The sequence below is a fragment of the Paenibacillus sp. N119s genome (assembly GCF_059447605.1).
The window spans coordinates 1-14,649 of the sequence record NZ_JCAJRU010000128.1; the positions used below are offsets into that span (position 1 = coordinate 1).

Here is a 14,649-nt window from a genome sequence, read left to right on the forward strand (position 1 = left end):
CTGCTGCTCAAATGACGACCTATGTAGCCGTATCGTGGATGGCACGAGCCTTTTATTTTAACAATCTGGATCGCGAAATATCGACGGATATTCGGGATGGAAGCATTGCTATTCAGATGATCCGGCCTTATAACTATGTGCTTGTTAAATTTATGCAGGGGCTCGGCGAGGGGATGTTTCGTTTCCTCTTGTTTATGATTCCGGGCATGGCGATTGCGATGCTGCTGTTTCCCGTGAAGCTCCCTAGTGACCCGGTAGCCTGGATTGGTTTTCTGGTTATGCTGTTCTTCAGCTTTCTAATCAATACTCAGATTAATATTATTACTGGATTGACGGCCTTTTTTATTGAAAATAACGAGGGCATGATGCGCATGAAGCGCGTAGTCGTAGACCTGTTCTCAGGGTTGATCCTGCCAATCAGTTTGTTTCCGGGCTGGCTGGCGACAATCTCCCAATGGATGCCTTTTCAGGCAATTACTTATTTGCCAGGCTCTGTATTTACGGGACGTGTAAAAGGCGTTGGCATCTGGAATGTGCTAGGTATCCAAATCATTTGGCTGGTCGTTCTGCTCGTGCCGATGATCATCATTTGGCGGCTGGCGCGCAGACGTCTGTTCGTGCAGGGAGGGTAAGCCGATGATGTACTATTTGGGTCTCATTAGCGAATATTTGAAAAATTATATGAAGTCACGGCTCACCTACCGTGCCGATTTTTGGGTAGAAGTCATTTCGGATCTGCTCTTTCAGGCCACGAATCTTATTTTTATTTTGGTTATTTTTATGCATACGAACAGCTTGGGTGGCTGGAGTGAAAGTGAAGTCGTGTTCGTGTATGGATTTTTTATGGTTCCTTACGGGTTATTCAGTTGTTTCGTCAACCTTTGGAACTTCAGTGAGCGTTATATTGTAAAAGGTGAACTCGACCGGGTAATGACTCGTCCGGCGTATAATCTGTTCCAGATTTTCCTTGAGAACGTGGACCCGCCCGCACTGGTCGGCTCAGTGATCGGTCTGATTATTATGGGCATCAGCGGGGCACAGATGGATTTGGCTATGGAGTGGTGGTTCGTACCAGCGCTAATCGTTTTGAGTCTAAGTGCCGTGGCGATTTATACAGGGATTTACACCATATTAACTTCCCTTTCATTCTTTTCAGATGCGCCTACGGGGATTATTCCGCTCATGTATAATATCCAGGGCTACGGACGTTATCCAGTGACGATCTATAACCGCGCCATTCAGGTTGTGTTGACTTGGATACTGCCATTTGCCTTTGTTGGCGTATATCCGGCTTCCCTGTTTCTTCAACGAGAGGACATGCGCCATATGGCACTTTTAACTCCGGTGGTAGGCATTGTCTTTCTGACATTGGGCTTACTGGTGTGGAACTGGGGAATTCGGCGTTACCGGGGGGCTGGCTCATAGGGCGTATATAAGACCCCTACAAGATAGGAGATGATAAAATGTCCACGGCACCGATCGATATTGGACAAGCGGCACCAGACTTTGAATTACCTGGCAGTAAAGGAACGAGCGTCAAGCTATCGGATTATCGAGGCAGCAGGGTATTGTTGTATTTTTATCCTAAGGATTTGACCTCTAGCTGCTCGACCCAGGCTTGCGACTTTCGGGATAAACACTCGGAGTTTGAAGGTTTGAACACAGTGATTCTGGGTGTAAGCCCCGATCCACTCAAGCAGCATGACAAGTTTATTGCCAAGTACGGTCTGCCTTTTCAGCTGTTATCTGATGAAGAGCATCAGGTGGCTGAAACCTATGGTGTATGGCAGCAAAAACAGATGTATGGCAAGCAGTACATGGGCATTGTTCGCTCTACGTTCCTTATTGACGAGAATGGTATTTTAGTTCATGAATGGCGTGGTTTAAGGGTAAAAGGGCATATTGATGCCGCGCTGGCATACATTCAGGACATGGCGTAAGTAAAGAAAAACCTTTTGGAATCGAGTGCTGCTTTTTTAAGCATCGGTTTCAAAAGGTTTTTTTAATTTTTAGAGGTGTTTTGTCGATGTTTCCACTTTTGCCGACAGAGGTAAACAGTCCACAAAAGAAGCGGAATAATCAAGCCGTTCGTATAATGCCAGGCAGCCATGGGATAAACAAGAGTTCTTACATAATAAAACACATTGGGGGTTATCAAAATGGTCATTCCAAACACAAGCGCCCCCGCAGGTATAATAAAAGGTTGGACATTAGAAATTCGGAACAACTGGGTTATACCGAAAGTAAAGGCAAAGAAGAAAATGACTCCCTTAAAAAAAGCGACTAGTGCCCAGAGCAAAGCAACCAGTGATTCAATGCGTGTAATATAATTCAGCTCATTAATTTTGGTTGAAAGTGCAGAAGAAATGTATGGACTGTAGTTGGTCACGAAGGGGCCGATGACAAGCAGGGAGAGCAGCAGAAAGAGGCTGATCAGTACTCCGCCTAGAAGCGATGCGAGCAGCATATCCCTTTTAAAATGACCTTTTTTGTTGACAAAAGGGAAAACCATAAGCATGATAGACATTCCGGCAAAAGGCATTGCCGCGCCTGGAACCATCCCTTTAGCAACAGGAGCGAGCCCGTTTTCCAAAACAGGACGTACATTAGAAAGGTGAATTTGTGGTAGCAGCGCCAGGATCAAGCCACTAAAAATGAATACATACACAGGTATCAAAATCTCGCTAACCCGACTAAAGGCTTCAATTCCCGCTAATGCAGCAAGCACAAGCATCAAAACTTCCATCGCCAGTAGAACGCGCAAAGGAGTGCTCTCAAATATCTGTGTAGTCAGATAATCCCCTACCTCTCTCGCATTCAGGGCAGTACTCATAAAGAAATAAAATAGATACCAGCAAGAAACGATAGATCCGAAGACAGGTCCCAAAATTTTGCGGGTGGCTTCTATTAGTGTAAGACTTGGGTAGAGTTCATGAAGGCGAAGGAGCACGTATATGATAATTAAGCCCAGCGGGATGGATAGTATAGAGCTGATCCAGGCATCCTGGTGAGCAATATGCGTAATCATAGTCGGATAGATTAAGAGCATATCCCCGATTAAACTCATGAACATCAGGACAGTCACTTGCCGAATGCTAATACGTGCTTTTTTTAACATGTGGCTGTCTCCTTTCTAAAAACCAAATACATGGGACACAAAAGCATTCACAGGGTTATAGATGATTTCAATCAAAATTAGCGGGCTTGGCGTAACCTCTAATTTGGCAGCAAGAATACTAAGCCATGTGCCTAATCCAAGCATAATGATGTATACGAACATGTCTTTGAAACGATGTTTTCGGTATAAGCCTGGCAAATCCTTGGTGGCAATGGCCAGACCGATACAGATAATGACAATGGTAATCAGCATGTCAAATGCTCCTTCCTTTATGGGTAGGCTCAGCCAGGTCCCAGACTATGATTGCTTTTCGATCTTAATTTGTATACGACAAGCAGCAGCAAAGGAAGGACAACGGAATCCGTCAGATCCCAATAAATCCAGGCATGGACGATCGTGTCCAGATAGTAAGTAATATTGGGTGCCGACACCATAATCATGCCGAACAGGATCATGAAGCTTGGCCCAAGAAAGGTCCGGACATTATGTAATCGCAGTAGCTGGGTCATTCCTAAGGTAAAGGCATAGAAGTGTAAAATGGTTTTAACAAAAGTAGTGATAATCCAGGCAGTACTCATCATGGATTCAATCCGCTGCAAGAAATTTCCTATGTTGATTTTCTTAGATAGCGTATAAGAGGTGTAAACACTATTTTCAGTTACAAAAGGGCCTAAAACCAGGAGAGAAACCAGGAGCAGTACGCTTAACAAAACGCTGGCAGCCAGTCCGGATAGTAAAACGGATCTTTTTAGACCTGGTTGTTTGCTCACATAAGGAAAAATCATGAGTAAAAAAGCTAATTCTCCGAATGGATAGGACAATGCAAAAATGCCGCCTTCCATAATCTTAGGAATACCTTGCTCCATTATAGGCTTAAGCTGCTGACTGTCACATTGGGGAAGCAAGCACAGGATTAAAAACAAAGTGAAAGCCAGGCATAATGGAAACATGATTTGAGCCGTACGTGCAATAGGCTCCAGCCCCATATACATGCCCCACATAAGCACCAGAACTAAGAGTAAATTGATAACAGGAAGGGGCGTCATCACATAGGTCTGGTTGTTCATAAAATCTCCGGCTTCTCTTAAATAAATCGCTGAATTCATTAATAAATGGAACAAATACCATATGGAGATGAGAGCGCCAAACCACGGACCCAAAATTCGCTGACTGAGTTGAATAAAGGTGAGATCAGGATATAGCTGATGCACCCGCAGGAGTAGCAATAGTAAAGCCAGTCCTGCAGGGATGCTTAGGAATGAGCTGATCCAGGCATCCTGCTTGGATATGCCTGTAATGAGGGAGGGATACACCAGCACACAGTCTCCGATAATACTCAAAAATACGAGTATGGCTATATTTGTAATGCTAATACGCCCTTTCTCCTCCATCAAGCTCACTCCTTCATTCGTTTTTGGAATGATTCTAACAAGGAACCGATTTTCCGGATCCTGGTTTTTGCCTTATATTCAATCTTTAAATCCATAAAAGGATTTTCTTTTTGTTCTTTTAGTCTTTTCCACAGCTCTGGTTTGGACTGGTGGATCAGCTGACCAAAGCCGAAAATGTCTGATTTAAACTCATTCCGAACGGTCTCTACGGAATGTTTCATAATTTCAATGATTTTTTCATTGCTTGCAGCTTCGATTTCTTTAATATCCGCCATACTACTTAACTTCATATGCTGGCAGTTAACCTCTCGTACTGTGCTGTTGTTAGTAACTGATATGGAGATAACAGGCTCTCCATCGCGAATAAGCACCTTTTTTTGGGTGTCACTGCTTAAGGTTAATAAGGCAATGTCCCCCCCTCCTTGACAGTCGGCGTGTCCCGTAGTAGAAACTACCTTATTCCGGATATAATTGAATCCTTTGCTGTCTTCATCATTAATCCAGCCCAGCAAGCGGTCTTTTTTTAAGACACCAATGCCAGAGAACCTTAATATGGTGCCAGGAGATATGCTTTTGGTGGCATCTACACCCTTTTCATTGGACGATTCTATATCTCCCACAGCTTCCAATGCGGGCAGGGTGGACTGGATGTCAGGATTAGCCAAGTCGCTAAGCAGTTGATCCATGGTTACTTTGGTGGCAGGAGCCCATGTTTTAGTTAAGGTATCCAATGAAGCAAACATTTTATTGGCCGGCAACTTTTCCAGTGGAGTGGGAATCTTTAACATCGTAGAGGCCTTGTGATTTTTGGCTATCGCAATATAAAAGTCGCTTCTGGTAAAAGGCTCTCGCATCAAAGTTTCAATCGCATCGGAAATTCCTCTTCTCGCATACTCCTCACCTAAAATCAGCATTCGAATATGAGATAAATAGATGGATCGCGGGCTTGTATCCGTCATTTTTTGAATAGCCTCTTGAATCGTTGGAGCCGTTGCCTGATAAGTAACAACCGGCGAGCCGGAGCTAGGTGAGGATTTGGAGGCTACTGCAGAAGGAATCACCATCTGTGCAGTCACCTGATACTGGTTTCCTTCCATATCCACCCCGATCCCGATAGCGATGCCCAACTCGTTTAATTCTTTTCGATCCCAGCATCCACCCAATAGTACTGCAATCAGCCCCCAGACGAAGAGCAAATGTATGGTCTGCTTCATGGTTGATCCCTTCTGGCTTTTGGTTTATTGCCAATCCGTCTTTTTTTTGTTTTTTGGCGGATCGTATTTTGGATAGGGGTGGATTGAGGTCGTGACTTCATATAAGACCAAGGTAGGCGAAACAGCGTATCTTTCAAATCGCTTTCCACATATGGGCCGAACGGACTCATATAAGAGACACCAAATGACCGCAGACTGGTTAAGTGCAGCAAAAGTACAATGATCCCCATCAATATTCCAAGAAGTCCGAAGGCTGCCGCTAGCATCATTAAGGCGAAGCGTACAATACGAACCGCTATCGACAAACCGTTTTCTGGAATAACATAGCTAGAGATCGCTGTGATCGACACAACAATGACCATAGCCGCTGAGACTACTCCTGCATCTACAGCTGCTTGTCCAATGACCAGTGTACCTACAATCGAGACAGCCTGTCCGACGGTCTTGGGAATTCGAACCCCTGCTTCACGCAAAATTTCATAAGTAATCTCCATAAGCATCGCCTCGACAAATGCCGGGAACGGTACGCCTTCCCTTTGTGCGGCAAGACTGATTAAAAGGTTTGTCGGAAGCATCTCTTGATGAAAGGTAGTTATCGCGATATAAACTGCGGGTGCAAGCATGGCGATAAAAAAGGAAAAGAATCGCAGCAAGCGCAGCAAAGTACTGATGTCAGCACGCTGGTAATAATCCTCGGCCGACTGGAAAAATTGAACGAACAACGCAGGTATTAACAAAACAAAGGGAGTTCCATCCACCAATATAGCAATTCGGCCTTCCAGCAGGCTGGCAGCGACTGAATCCGGACGCTCGCTGTTATAAATGGTCGGAAATGGGGTGAAGGTTTCATCCTGAATCTCCTCTTCGATGTAACCCCCTTCCAGAATTCCGTCAATATCAATTCGGTCCAAACGATCTCTCAGTTCCTGAATAACTTCTTCGTCAGCAATTCCTTTGATATACATTACAGACACATTGGTATGAGTCACTTGACCGATCTGTCTTGTTTCCATCCACAGCCGCGGATCACGGATTCGTCTACGAAGTAGAGCTGTATTGGTACGTAAATTTTCAGTAAACCCCTCCATGGGACCCCGTACAACCGTCTGGGACTGGGGTTCGCTGACATTGCGATCCTCCCAACCGACCGCATCAATCCATATGCCTTTTGTGTATCCATCCAGCAAAATGATAATACCGCCGGATAGCATCCGGTTGAATAGAGCGTCCATTTCGTCCACACTACCTGAATGCCCCGCAATTAAAACCTGATCCTTCAAATAATTAAATGGTTCTATGCCCTCAGGTACATGATGTTCGTTTACCCGCATTAATGAACGCAGAACGGAATCATGAAGTAATTGAGTGTTGACCAGACCATCGATATAAAACAGAGCTGCCGGCCATTTTTGCATCCATAATAGCTCTTTAATGATTACATCTCCGCTGTTCCCAAAGGAGCTCTCGATATGATTCACGTTATCTTCCAAGTTAGAGGATACATGAGTTAGTGGACAACTTTTATTCAGATTCGGCATACGTAAAATCCTCCGATATTGGAGTTTGTTGGCATAGTATGCTCTGAAAATATGAATTTATGCTTGACCGATTGTATTTACAGGGTCCATTGTTGGGTATGCTGACGACGTAGAGTCAAGATATCATCAGATTGTTATGTTTGGAGTAGGGGAAGCGCTCAAATAATGAAGCCGTGAATATGGGGCGGCTCAAGGAGCGGGGGAGTATCGTAATATCTTTCGTGATTTCGGTATATTATGCAAAACTATTCCATGTCATCCTTGTTGCTGGTTTTTACCGATTTTTTAGATTTGTATAGCGTTCCAAACAGAAAGCTCCTCCACCGATATATAAAATACAGCAGGATGATGAATCCTACGGCAGCCGCGATTCGTAACGCATACAGTTCTACCAGATGGAAAATGGCATCCCACTGCGGACCAAACAGCTTGCCGATGCTTAGAAAGAGGATGACCCAGAATAAAGCACCGCTGTAAGCATACAAGACAAATTTACGGAAAGAAAGAGCGATAATTCCAGCAAAATAGCCAGTAAAATGCCGGACACCTGGGATGAAATATCCAAGGAAAATAAGCCAGTATCCATAACGTTGAAACCATTTTTGTGTTTTCTGAAGCTTGTCCGGCGATAGCAAAACCCATTTGCCGTATTTCTGAATAAAGGGGAGTCCAGCCCATTTTCCAATAAAGTAGGTAAAGGTCATACCGATGGTTGTGCCCAAAAAAGCTAGCAGCACTAGATTGCCGAAATCCAGAGTACCGGCATAGGAGAGATATCCCGCATAAGCCATCGTGGTTTCCCCGGGAAAAGGCAAAGCAATAAACTCCAGTAACAAGCCGAAAAAAAGGACGCCATATCCATATTCTTCGAACAATTGCGCGATCCATTTCAGCACATCCATCATGTACACTCCTACGGGCAGATTAAGTAATTTAGAATCAATTTATTTTATCAATCTTTTCATGACCACTCAACTATGGTTGATTTCTTGACGTGTTGTTTTGTCGTTGCGTATAATGAAACGAACAATTGAGGGAGGCACGGTAATGAATAAGCCTAATGAAATCGTTGTAGTTCTTGATTTTGGAGGACAATACAACCAGTTAATTGCAAGAAGAATTCGGGATCTCGGCGTATATAGCGAGCTCCTTCCATACAATACGCCTGCGGAGAAGCTGAGAGAGCTGGCGCCGAAAGGGATTGTTTTCTCAGGCGGACCTTCCAGCGTATATACAGACAATGCTCCTCAGGTGGATCGGGCAATTTATGATCTTGGCATCCCTATCTTTGGTATTTGTTATGGCATGCAGCTAATGGCCCACCAACTGGACGGTAAGGTAGAACGTGCGGGCAAGCGTGAATATGGTAAAGCAGACGTGCAATTCAATGAGGGCGCTCGGTTGACTAAAGGACTGGATTCTCGTCAAACCGTATGGATGAGCCATGGCGACCACGTTACAGATCTGCCAACCGGCTTTACACTGGATGCAGGAACAGAGAGTGCCCCGATTGCCGCAATGAGTAATCTGGAGCGGAATCTGTATGCGGTACAATTCCATCCAGAGGTACGGCATTCTGTTCAAGGTAATGAGATGATTAACAACTTCCTGTATGAAGTATGCGGTTGTGAAGGCAACTGGACCATGGAGTCGTTCATTGAAGAGCAAATCCGTGAAATTCGTCAGCAAGTAGGTGACAAGAAAGTACTGTGCGCTCTAAGTGGCGGCGTGGATTCCTCCGTTGTGGCTATGCTTATTCACAAAGCGATCGGTGACCAACTGACGTGTATGTTCATTGATCACGGCCTGCTGCGTAAAGGTGAAGCCGAAAGTGTAATGGAGACGTTCGTTGGTAAATTCGATATGAAGGTTGTTAAAATTGATGCACGTGAGCGTTTCCTCTCCAAACTGGCAGGAGTGGATGATCCGGAACAAAAACGTAAAATCATCGGTAACGAATTTATTTACGTTTTTGAAGAAGAATCAGCTAAATTCGATGATTTTGACTTCCTAGCACAAGGCACGTTGTACACAGATATTGTAGAGAGCGGAACAGCAACGGCGCAAACTATCAAATCGCACCATAACGTGGGCGGTTTACCAGAAGACATGAAGTTCAAACTGATCGAGCCACTGAATGCGCTATTCAAGGATGAAGTGCGTAAAGTCGGTGAAGAATGCGGACTTCCGGCCGAAATTGTATGGCGTCAGCCATTCCCGGGCCCGGGTCTTGCCATTCGTGTATTGGGCGAAGTGACAGAGGACAAGCTCAAGATTGTCCGTGATTCTGACTATATTTTGCGCGAGGAGATTGCCAAAGCGGGTCTGGATCGGGAAATTTGGCAATACTTCACCGCTTTGCCGAATATGAAGAGCGTTGGCGTTATGGGCGATGCCCGTACGTATTCCTACACGGTAGGTATCCGTGCAGTAACCTCAATCGACGGTATGACCGCTGACTGGGCACGTATCCCTTGGGACGTATTGGAGAAAATCTCCGTTCGGATCGTCAACGAAGTGGACAACGTCAACCGCATCGTATACGATATCACTTCCAAACCACCAGCAACAATCGAGTGGGAGTAGGATTTTAACGACTAATATGATAAAGATGAAGAACCTTTCAATTCACCACATCGATAGTGGTGTGAAAGGTTCTTTTTTTACCAATCTAGCTTACCAAACAATTTTTTTACCGGTTGCAGCCGATTCTTCAATGCGGTCCAGTAGCTGATGCAGCTGTAGTGCATGATTGAAATCGGGGGCAAGACGGGTGCCCGCCAAAATATCGCCGGCAAATATGTGATGAGCCTTGGCTACATTTAGAGTTACCCCTTCTTTTGGGAAATCCAGGCCGGCATCAGGCTCAGCTGCTATGTATATTGTTTCAAAAAAACCATTAAGCACATGACTTTGATGATTTCCCTGATCATATACAAGTTTTTCAAGCGTCAGGTTCCCAAATTGAACATGTCCAAGCGAAGGATTTTGGCTCAAACGTAAAATGCCCTTTTTCCCCTGAATCTCTAGCTCAAACTTGGAATTCACTCCACCCTGAATGTGAACTGATACAGGAATTCCTTTTTCCAGCAATCCGTGAATCAGAATTTGATCTGCTGTATCCTTGGGAATGATTTCACCCGTTTCCTGAATCATGGCTTCGTTATAACGGGAAGATGTGATGGCCGACAGTTCGCGGAATTCACCAACGATGTATTGCAGCGCGTCTAGAGCATGCCCCCCGTTAATGGTCAGCAGGTTGGCACCACTGGCTCTATTGAGCAAGTAAGCCGTATCCTGATCTGTTCGTCCTCCTTTGCCAGAAGTAGCTACTTGCATATGACAGGATACAATTTCACCAATTATCCCGTCCTCGATCAGCCTCTTCATCGTTTGCACCTCAAAATCCTGCCGTGCCTGCAAACCAACGGTATGATGAATGCCTGCCAGTTCCGCTGCTCTAGCCATTTCAGCAGCTTCCGCAGTGTTGGCCCCCAGAGGCCACTCACAGAAAATATGCTTTCCCTCATGGATAACCGCCATTACGGCCTCGTGATGATGGGGAACTTTTATGCTCACCACGACCATATCCACATCCTCGGAAGCTGCGAGCTTTTTGGCATCGTCAAAAGCCAATGGCGCCCCCACATCCTCTGCACTTTTGCGTGCACTGTCCATACGGGAAGTGCCGATGGCTGTGATATCCAAGTCCGGGTGTTTGAGTAAAGCCGGAATATGCGTTTGGCTGGCCCATTTATTATTCATTGAACCTCCTATGATACCTGCACGAATCTTCTGCTTAACCATGTGCCATCCCTCCTGATTTTAAAATGTGGGTAGAAAATAGTGCTCAAGGCCAATATAATACACTTAACTCATAAAGAATAATGTTTGTTAATGATGTTGATATCATTTTTTTTGATGGGAGGTAAAGATGTGGATATTCAAAATATGCAGGCATTCGTTTCAGTGGCGGAGCTTAGAAGTTTAACAGAAGCTGCCCAAAAGCTGAATCATCTGCAATCGAATATGACGGCTAAAATAAAGAAGCTGGAGACCTACTACGGCACAGCGTTATTTTACCGAAAGCCTCGTGGTATGGAACTGACACCCGCCGGAGAAATTTTATATGCTCAGTACAAGCAAATTTTAACGCTGTGGCAAGACACAGAAATGAAAATGAGACCCCACGAGGAAAAACTGCGCATCGGCACGATGCAGTCCATTGTAGCAGGCGGAACAACAAGGGCACTAACGAAGGTGTACGAGATGTACCCGCAGGCTTCGGTGACATTAAAAACGGGAACCACCACGGAAATGGAGCAATTCATCCTCGACGGCGAGCTTGATATTGCTTTTGTTACAGGATATCCTACCAACCCATATATTCATTATCAAAAAATATGTCGTGAAGAGCTGGTGCTGGTGGGGAAAGGTATACACGAAGGCTCGGATCTCCAACAGGTACTGCAAGGAGCTTCTATTATCATATTGTCGGATAGCTGCCTGTACCTCACGCATTTAGAGAAGATGTATCAGGACATGCAATTGACCCATGGCGAGGTTGTCGAGGTTGGAATATTCGATACGATGGTGGAGTTCGCTCTGATGGGAATGGGAATCACCCTTATGTCTAAAAAGCTGGCGAGGCAGTTTAAAGTATCGTCCTATTTACCCGTTCCTTCAATTTTTGGCTACATGGATACATATTTAATATCCCGTCCAAATCATAAAATGACAGCAATTGAACATAAATTTATCGAAATCAATAATACGATCTACTAGAGTAGGAGAGTAAAAACTCAGAAATGCTCACGTTACCTGTTAAGCGTAGGTATTTTTATGTTAAGAGCGTTTATATAGATTAGGCACAAGACTTGTTAATTCTCAGTAAGAGTGTATAATGCTCGAAGCGTCAATTGATAGGTCAAGTATCATGAGGAGGAGAAGTAGTCATCGAACATTGCTCTGAAAAAAGCCAGTTATTTTATCGCATGCATCTTTTGTGTAAAGAAATGAATAATGCTTTTGAAGCACAGTTAAAAACTAGCTTTACCAAGGTCGAAATTTTGTATCATATTAATCATCGTCAGGAACTAAGTCAGCTGGAGCTTCAACATCTGCTGGTTCTGGATGGTGCAGCAGTGACCCGGCATCTGAAAAGGCTGGAAGAGGAAGGTCTTATTTTACGCAGTAAAAAAGAGCAGGATAAGCGTGTGACTTATATACGTTTAACCGAATTAGGGATTCAAGAGCTGCAAGTTTTGACAGAGCAAAGAGAAGCCTTTCAAGAAAAGTTCCTTTCTAAGTTTGACGATGAGGAAGTTGTGGCTTTAACAAATGCACTACAGCGTATGTCTAGCAATGTGAAGAATATGTAAAGTGTGCAAAAAGAAATGATCTTAAAGGCATCTGATTATCCTAAATGATAACCCGCCAGCTGGATAATAGCTTGCGGGTTATCTATTTTCCGAACAATACATATGCGTTTAATTTGTAACATTCGCTTTTTCTGTTGACAAGCCGTAGGGGAGAGCCTAAAATAACGGATGTAATACAGCGTATATGAATGCGAATATTACAGCAATTGAACGACAACAATACGAGTATGCTTTGCGTAGGAGGAATTACGACTCATGGAGCGTTTCTTTAAATTAAAGGAACATGGCACGAACGTCCGCACTGAGCTTATTGCGGGGATCACTACTTTTATGACTATGGCTTATATTCTGGTGGTCAACAATACCTTTTTGGGACCCACTGGAGCGGGGATGCCTAGTGAAGCTGTTTTCTTTGCGACAGCAGTAGGTGCAGGCTTAGTTACCATTCTGATGGGCTTGTTTGTAAATGTACCGATCGGTATGGCACCAGGCATGGGCTTGAATGCTTATTTTATGACTGTAGTCTTGAGTTCTAATGGGATGATTACTTGGCAAGCGGCACTTGGCGCTGTATTTATATCCGGTATCGTCTTTCTAATTTTGACCGTTACCCGGGTAAGACAGATGCTGCTTGTTGCGGTTCCGGAAAATTTAAAAACAGCTATTACAGTTGGTATCGGCTTGTTTGTCACAATTGTAGGCTTCAAGCTTTGTAATCTGGTTATGGTGAGTATCGTTCCAGGGACCGATGTTGGTCATCCGGTTCCGGGTCATGCCTTTAATTTGGTTCTAGGTAGTCTGGTACATCAAAAAGATGCGCTGCTGGCGCTAATCGGGTTGCTTATTATTGCAGCGCTGATGGTCGTTCGGGTCAAAGGTGCATTACTAATTGGAATCGTAGCGACTACATTAATCGGTATTCCGATGGGTGTAACGAATCTGAGCAGCTTGACAACAGGCCACTGGATTCCAGACTTCGGCAATTTGGCAGTGGGGCAGTTAGACCTGAAAGCAGCTTTGCATATCGGTCTGTTTGATATTATTTTTATCTTCACATTTGTAGAGCTGTTTGATACGTTTGGCACGTTGGTGGGTACAGCGACGCGTGCAGGCATAATGAAAGATAAGAAAAAGGGCGAAAAAATTATCGGTAAAGCGATGCTTGTAGATGCTGTTGGTGTAAGTACTGGTGCAGTGTTGGGTACAAGTACAATTACGGCATTTGTAGAAAGTTCCGCAGGGGTAGAAGAAGGTGGTCGTACAGGTCTCACTGCTGTAACGACAGGCGTGTTGTTCTTGTTATCCCTTTTTATAGCTCCGTTGGCTCTGGTTGTGCCTTCTGCAGCTACTGCTCCGGCTCTGATTATCGTTGGGGTGCTGATGATGAGTCAGGTTCGCAATATTGAATGGGATAACTTCCTGTTGGCATTCCCGGCATTCTTGACCATCGTTTTGATGCCTTTTACAGGTGGAATAGCGAATGGTATCTCTGCTGGTATTCTGTCTTACGTTGTGCTGGCGGTGTTCAGTAATCTGTTTACCAGTAATAAAGTTAAAATTCACTGGCTTATGTGGGTGCTTGCTATTATTGTAGTGATCCGCTATGCCTTTATGGGTTCCGAATAATTCAGTAGATAAAAGAATCTCTTTCCTGTTGTGTTTTAAGGAAGGAGGTTCTTTTTTTATTAATCACGAGCAGAATCAAAAGGAGTAATATATGAAGGGAAACAAATAATAAATATATGCTGAGAAATTTCATATAAATAATGTTTGCAAAGTAAAATTGAATATGGTATATTCTAATTCCGGCCAAGAAACACATGGTTGTGAGCAATTGATTGAAAAAAGAATTCAAAAAAATGCTTGCAAAGTTGGTTCGGACATGATATGATATAAGAGTTGATGAGGCGATGAGTTGATTCAAAAAAGTTTGATCTTTGAAAACTGAACAACGAGTGAGTAAATTGATTTTGTTCGCAAAATCAAACATGAGATATTTTATCTCGT

The 14,649-nt window shown here is 44.1% G+C and carries 14 protein-coding genes; 7 read left to right on the plus strand and 7 right to left on the minus strand.

All coding sequences use genetic code 11. The features are described from left to right. The 3 genes from AC5V8P_RS15285 to bcp form a co-directional block, all read left to right on the plus strand. On the plus strand, window positions 1–632 hold a 632-nt coding region (locus tag AC5V8P_RS15285; RefSeq protein WP_495473709.1), incomplete at its 5' end, for an ABC transporter permease. A gap of 4 nt (window positions 633–636) precedes the next feature. Further along, window positions 637–1,425 (plus strand): ABC transporter permease, encoded by a 789-nt coding sequence (locus tag AC5V8P_RS15290; protein ID WP_081276784.1) that lies wholly within the window; start codon window positions 637–639, stop codon window positions 1,423–1,425. A gap of 38 nt (window positions 1,426–1,463) precedes the next feature. Then, complete coding sequence (bcp, locus tag AC5V8P_RS15295) at window positions 1,464–1,940, plus strand: thioredoxin-dependent thiol peroxidase (protein WP_064796554.1); 477 nt, start codon at window positions 1,464–1,466, stop codon at window positions 1,938–1,940. Window positions 1,941–2,002: 62 nt separating this feature from the next. Here the strand turns inward: bcp and AC5V8P_RS15300 are convergent, their stop codons facing one another. The 6 genes from AC5V8P_RS15300 to AC5V8P_RS15325 form a co-directional block, all read right to left on the minus strand. After that, window positions 2,003–3,118, minus strand: coding sequence for a GerAB/ArcD/ProY family transporter (locus AC5V8P_RS15300; protein WP_064796553.1), 1,116 nt, complete (start codon window positions 3,116–3,118; stop codon window positions 2,003–2,005). A 15-nt stretch (window positions 3,119–3,133) separates the two neighbouring features. After that, entirely contained in the window at window positions 3,134–3,370 is a 237-nt protein-coding gene (locus tag AC5V8P_RS15305; protein WP_063211607.1) for a hypothetical protein, read from the minus strand. Between the two features lie 29 nt (window positions 3,371–3,399). Continuing rightward, window positions 3,400–4,509 carry a GerAB/ArcD/ProY family transporter gene (locus tag AC5V8P_RS15310; RefSeq protein ID WP_064796552.1) on the minus strand — a complete coding sequence of 370 codons (1,110 nt, stop codon included), beginning with the start codon at window positions 4,507–4,509 and terminating at the stop codon, window positions 3,400–3,402. Window positions 4,510–4,514: 5 nt separating this feature from the next. Beyond that, the gene (locus AC5V8P_RS15315; RefSeq protein ID WP_063211611.1) at window positions 4,515–5,723 is read right to left on the minus strand and encodes a Ger(x)C family spore germination protein; all 1,209 of its coding nucleotides are present in this window, start codon (window positions 5,721–5,723) and stop codon (window positions 4,515–4,517) included. Further along, a complete protein-coding gene (locus tag AC5V8P_RS15320; RefSeq protein WP_063211613.1) occupies window positions 5,720–7,261 on the minus strand; it encodes a spore germination protein in 1,542 nt (513 codons plus the stop codon). Before AC5V8P_RS15320 ends, AC5V8P_RS15315 begins: the two co-directional genes overlap by 4 nt. A 245-nt stretch (window positions 7,262–7,506) precedes the next feature. Then, entirely contained in the window at window positions 7,507–8,163 is a 657-nt protein-coding gene (locus AC5V8P_RS15325; protein WP_063211615.1) for a DedA family protein, read from the minus strand. A gap of 145 nt (window positions 8,164–8,308) precedes the next feature. Between AC5V8P_RS15325 and guaA the strand changes: the two genes are divergently transcribed. After that, window positions 8,309–9,847 (plus strand): glutamine-hydrolyzing GMP synthase, encoded by a 1,539-nt coding sequence (guaA, locus tag AC5V8P_RS15330; protein WP_063211617.1) that lies wholly within the window; start codon window positions 8,309–8,311, stop codon window positions 9,845–9,847. Between the two features lie 90 nt (window positions 9,848–9,937). Here guaA and AC5V8P_RS15335 read toward each other — a convergent pair whose 3' ends face one another. Beyond that, window positions 9,938–11,068, minus strand: a complete 1,131-nt coding sequence (locus AC5V8P_RS15335; RefSeq protein ID WP_064796551.1) for a Gfo/Idh/MocA family protein — start codon at window positions 11,066–11,068, stop codon at window positions 9,938–9,940. A gap of 129 nt (window positions 11,069–11,197) precedes the next feature. Between AC5V8P_RS15335 and AC5V8P_RS15340 the strand changes: the two genes are divergently transcribed. The 3 genes from AC5V8P_RS15340 (at window position 11,198) to AC5V8P_RS15350 (ending at window position 14,268) form a co-directional block, all read left to right on the plus strand. Next, window positions 11,198–12,046: a LysR family transcriptional regulator gene (locus AC5V8P_RS15340; RefSeq protein ID WP_063211621.1), complete on the plus strand. Its 849-nt coding sequence runs from the start codon at window positions 11,198–11,200 to the stop codon at window positions 12,044–12,046. A 230-nt stretch (window positions 12,047–12,276) separates the two neighbouring features. Continuing rightward, a complete protein-coding gene (locus AC5V8P_RS15345; protein WP_231116812.1) occupies window positions 12,277–12,642 on the plus strand; it encodes a MarR family winged helix-turn-helix transcriptional regulator in 366 nt (121 codons plus the stop codon). Window positions 12,643–12,897: 255 nt separating this feature from the next. Then, window positions 12,898–14,268, plus strand: coding sequence for an NCS2 family permease (locus AC5V8P_RS15350; RefSeq protein ID WP_064796550.1), 1,371 nt, complete (start codon window positions 12,898–12,900; stop codon window positions 14,266–14,268). Window positions 14,269–14,649 lie beyond the last annotated feature (381 nt).

What these genes read in the sequence shown, in the direction of transcription:
- AC5V8P_RS15325 (WP_063211615.1), bottom strand. Translation starts at nt 8,163, where the DNA reads ATGGATGTGCTGAAATGGATCGCGCAATTGTTCGAAGAATATGGATAT.
- guaA (WP_063211617.1), top strand. Translation starts at nt 8,309, where the DNA reads ATGAATAAGCCTAATGAAATCGTTGTAGTTCTTGATTTTGGAGGACAA.
- AC5V8P_RS15290 (WP_081276784.1), top strand. Translation starts at nt 637, where the DNA reads ATGATGTACTATTTGGGTCTCATTAGCGAATATTTGAAAAATTATATG.
- AC5V8P_RS15300 (WP_064796553.1), bottom strand. Translation starts at nt 3,118, where the DNA reads ATGTTAAAAAAAGCACGTATTAGCATTCGGCAAGTGACTGTCCTGATG.
- AC5V8P_RS15320 (WP_063211613.1), bottom strand. Translation starts at nt 7,261, where the DNA reads ATGCCGAATCTGAATAAAAGTTGTCCACTAACTCATGTATCCTCTAAC.
- AC5V8P_RS15305 (WP_063211607.1), bottom strand. Translation starts at nt 3,370, where the DNA reads ATGCTGATTACCATTGTCATTATCTGTATCGGTCTGGCCATTGCCACC.
- AC5V8P_RS15345 (WP_231116812.1), top strand. Translation starts at nt 12,277, where the DNA reads ATGAATAATGCTTTTGAAGCACAGTTAAAAACTAGCTTTACCAAGGTC.
- AC5V8P_RS15335 (WP_064796551.1), bottom strand. Translation starts at nt 11,068, where the DNA reads ATGGTTAAGCAGAAGATTCGTGCAGGTATCATAGGAGGTTCAATGAAT.
- AC5V8P_RS15310 (WP_064796552.1), bottom strand. Translation starts at nt 4,509, where the DNA reads ATGGAGGAGAAAGGGCGTATTAGCATTACAAATATAGCCATACTCGTA.
- AC5V8P_RS15315 (WP_063211611.1), bottom strand. Translation starts at nt 5,723, where the DNA reads ATGAAGCAGACCATACATTTGCTCTTCGTCTGGGGGCTGATTGCAGTA.
- AC5V8P_RS15350 (WP_064796550.1), top strand. Translation starts at nt 12,898, where the DNA reads ATGGAGCGTTTCTTTAAATTAAAGGAACATGGCACGAACGTCCGCACT.
- bcp (WP_064796554.1), top strand. Translation starts at nt 1,464, where the DNA reads ATGTCCACGGCACCGATCGATATTGGACAAGCGGCACCAGACTTTGAA.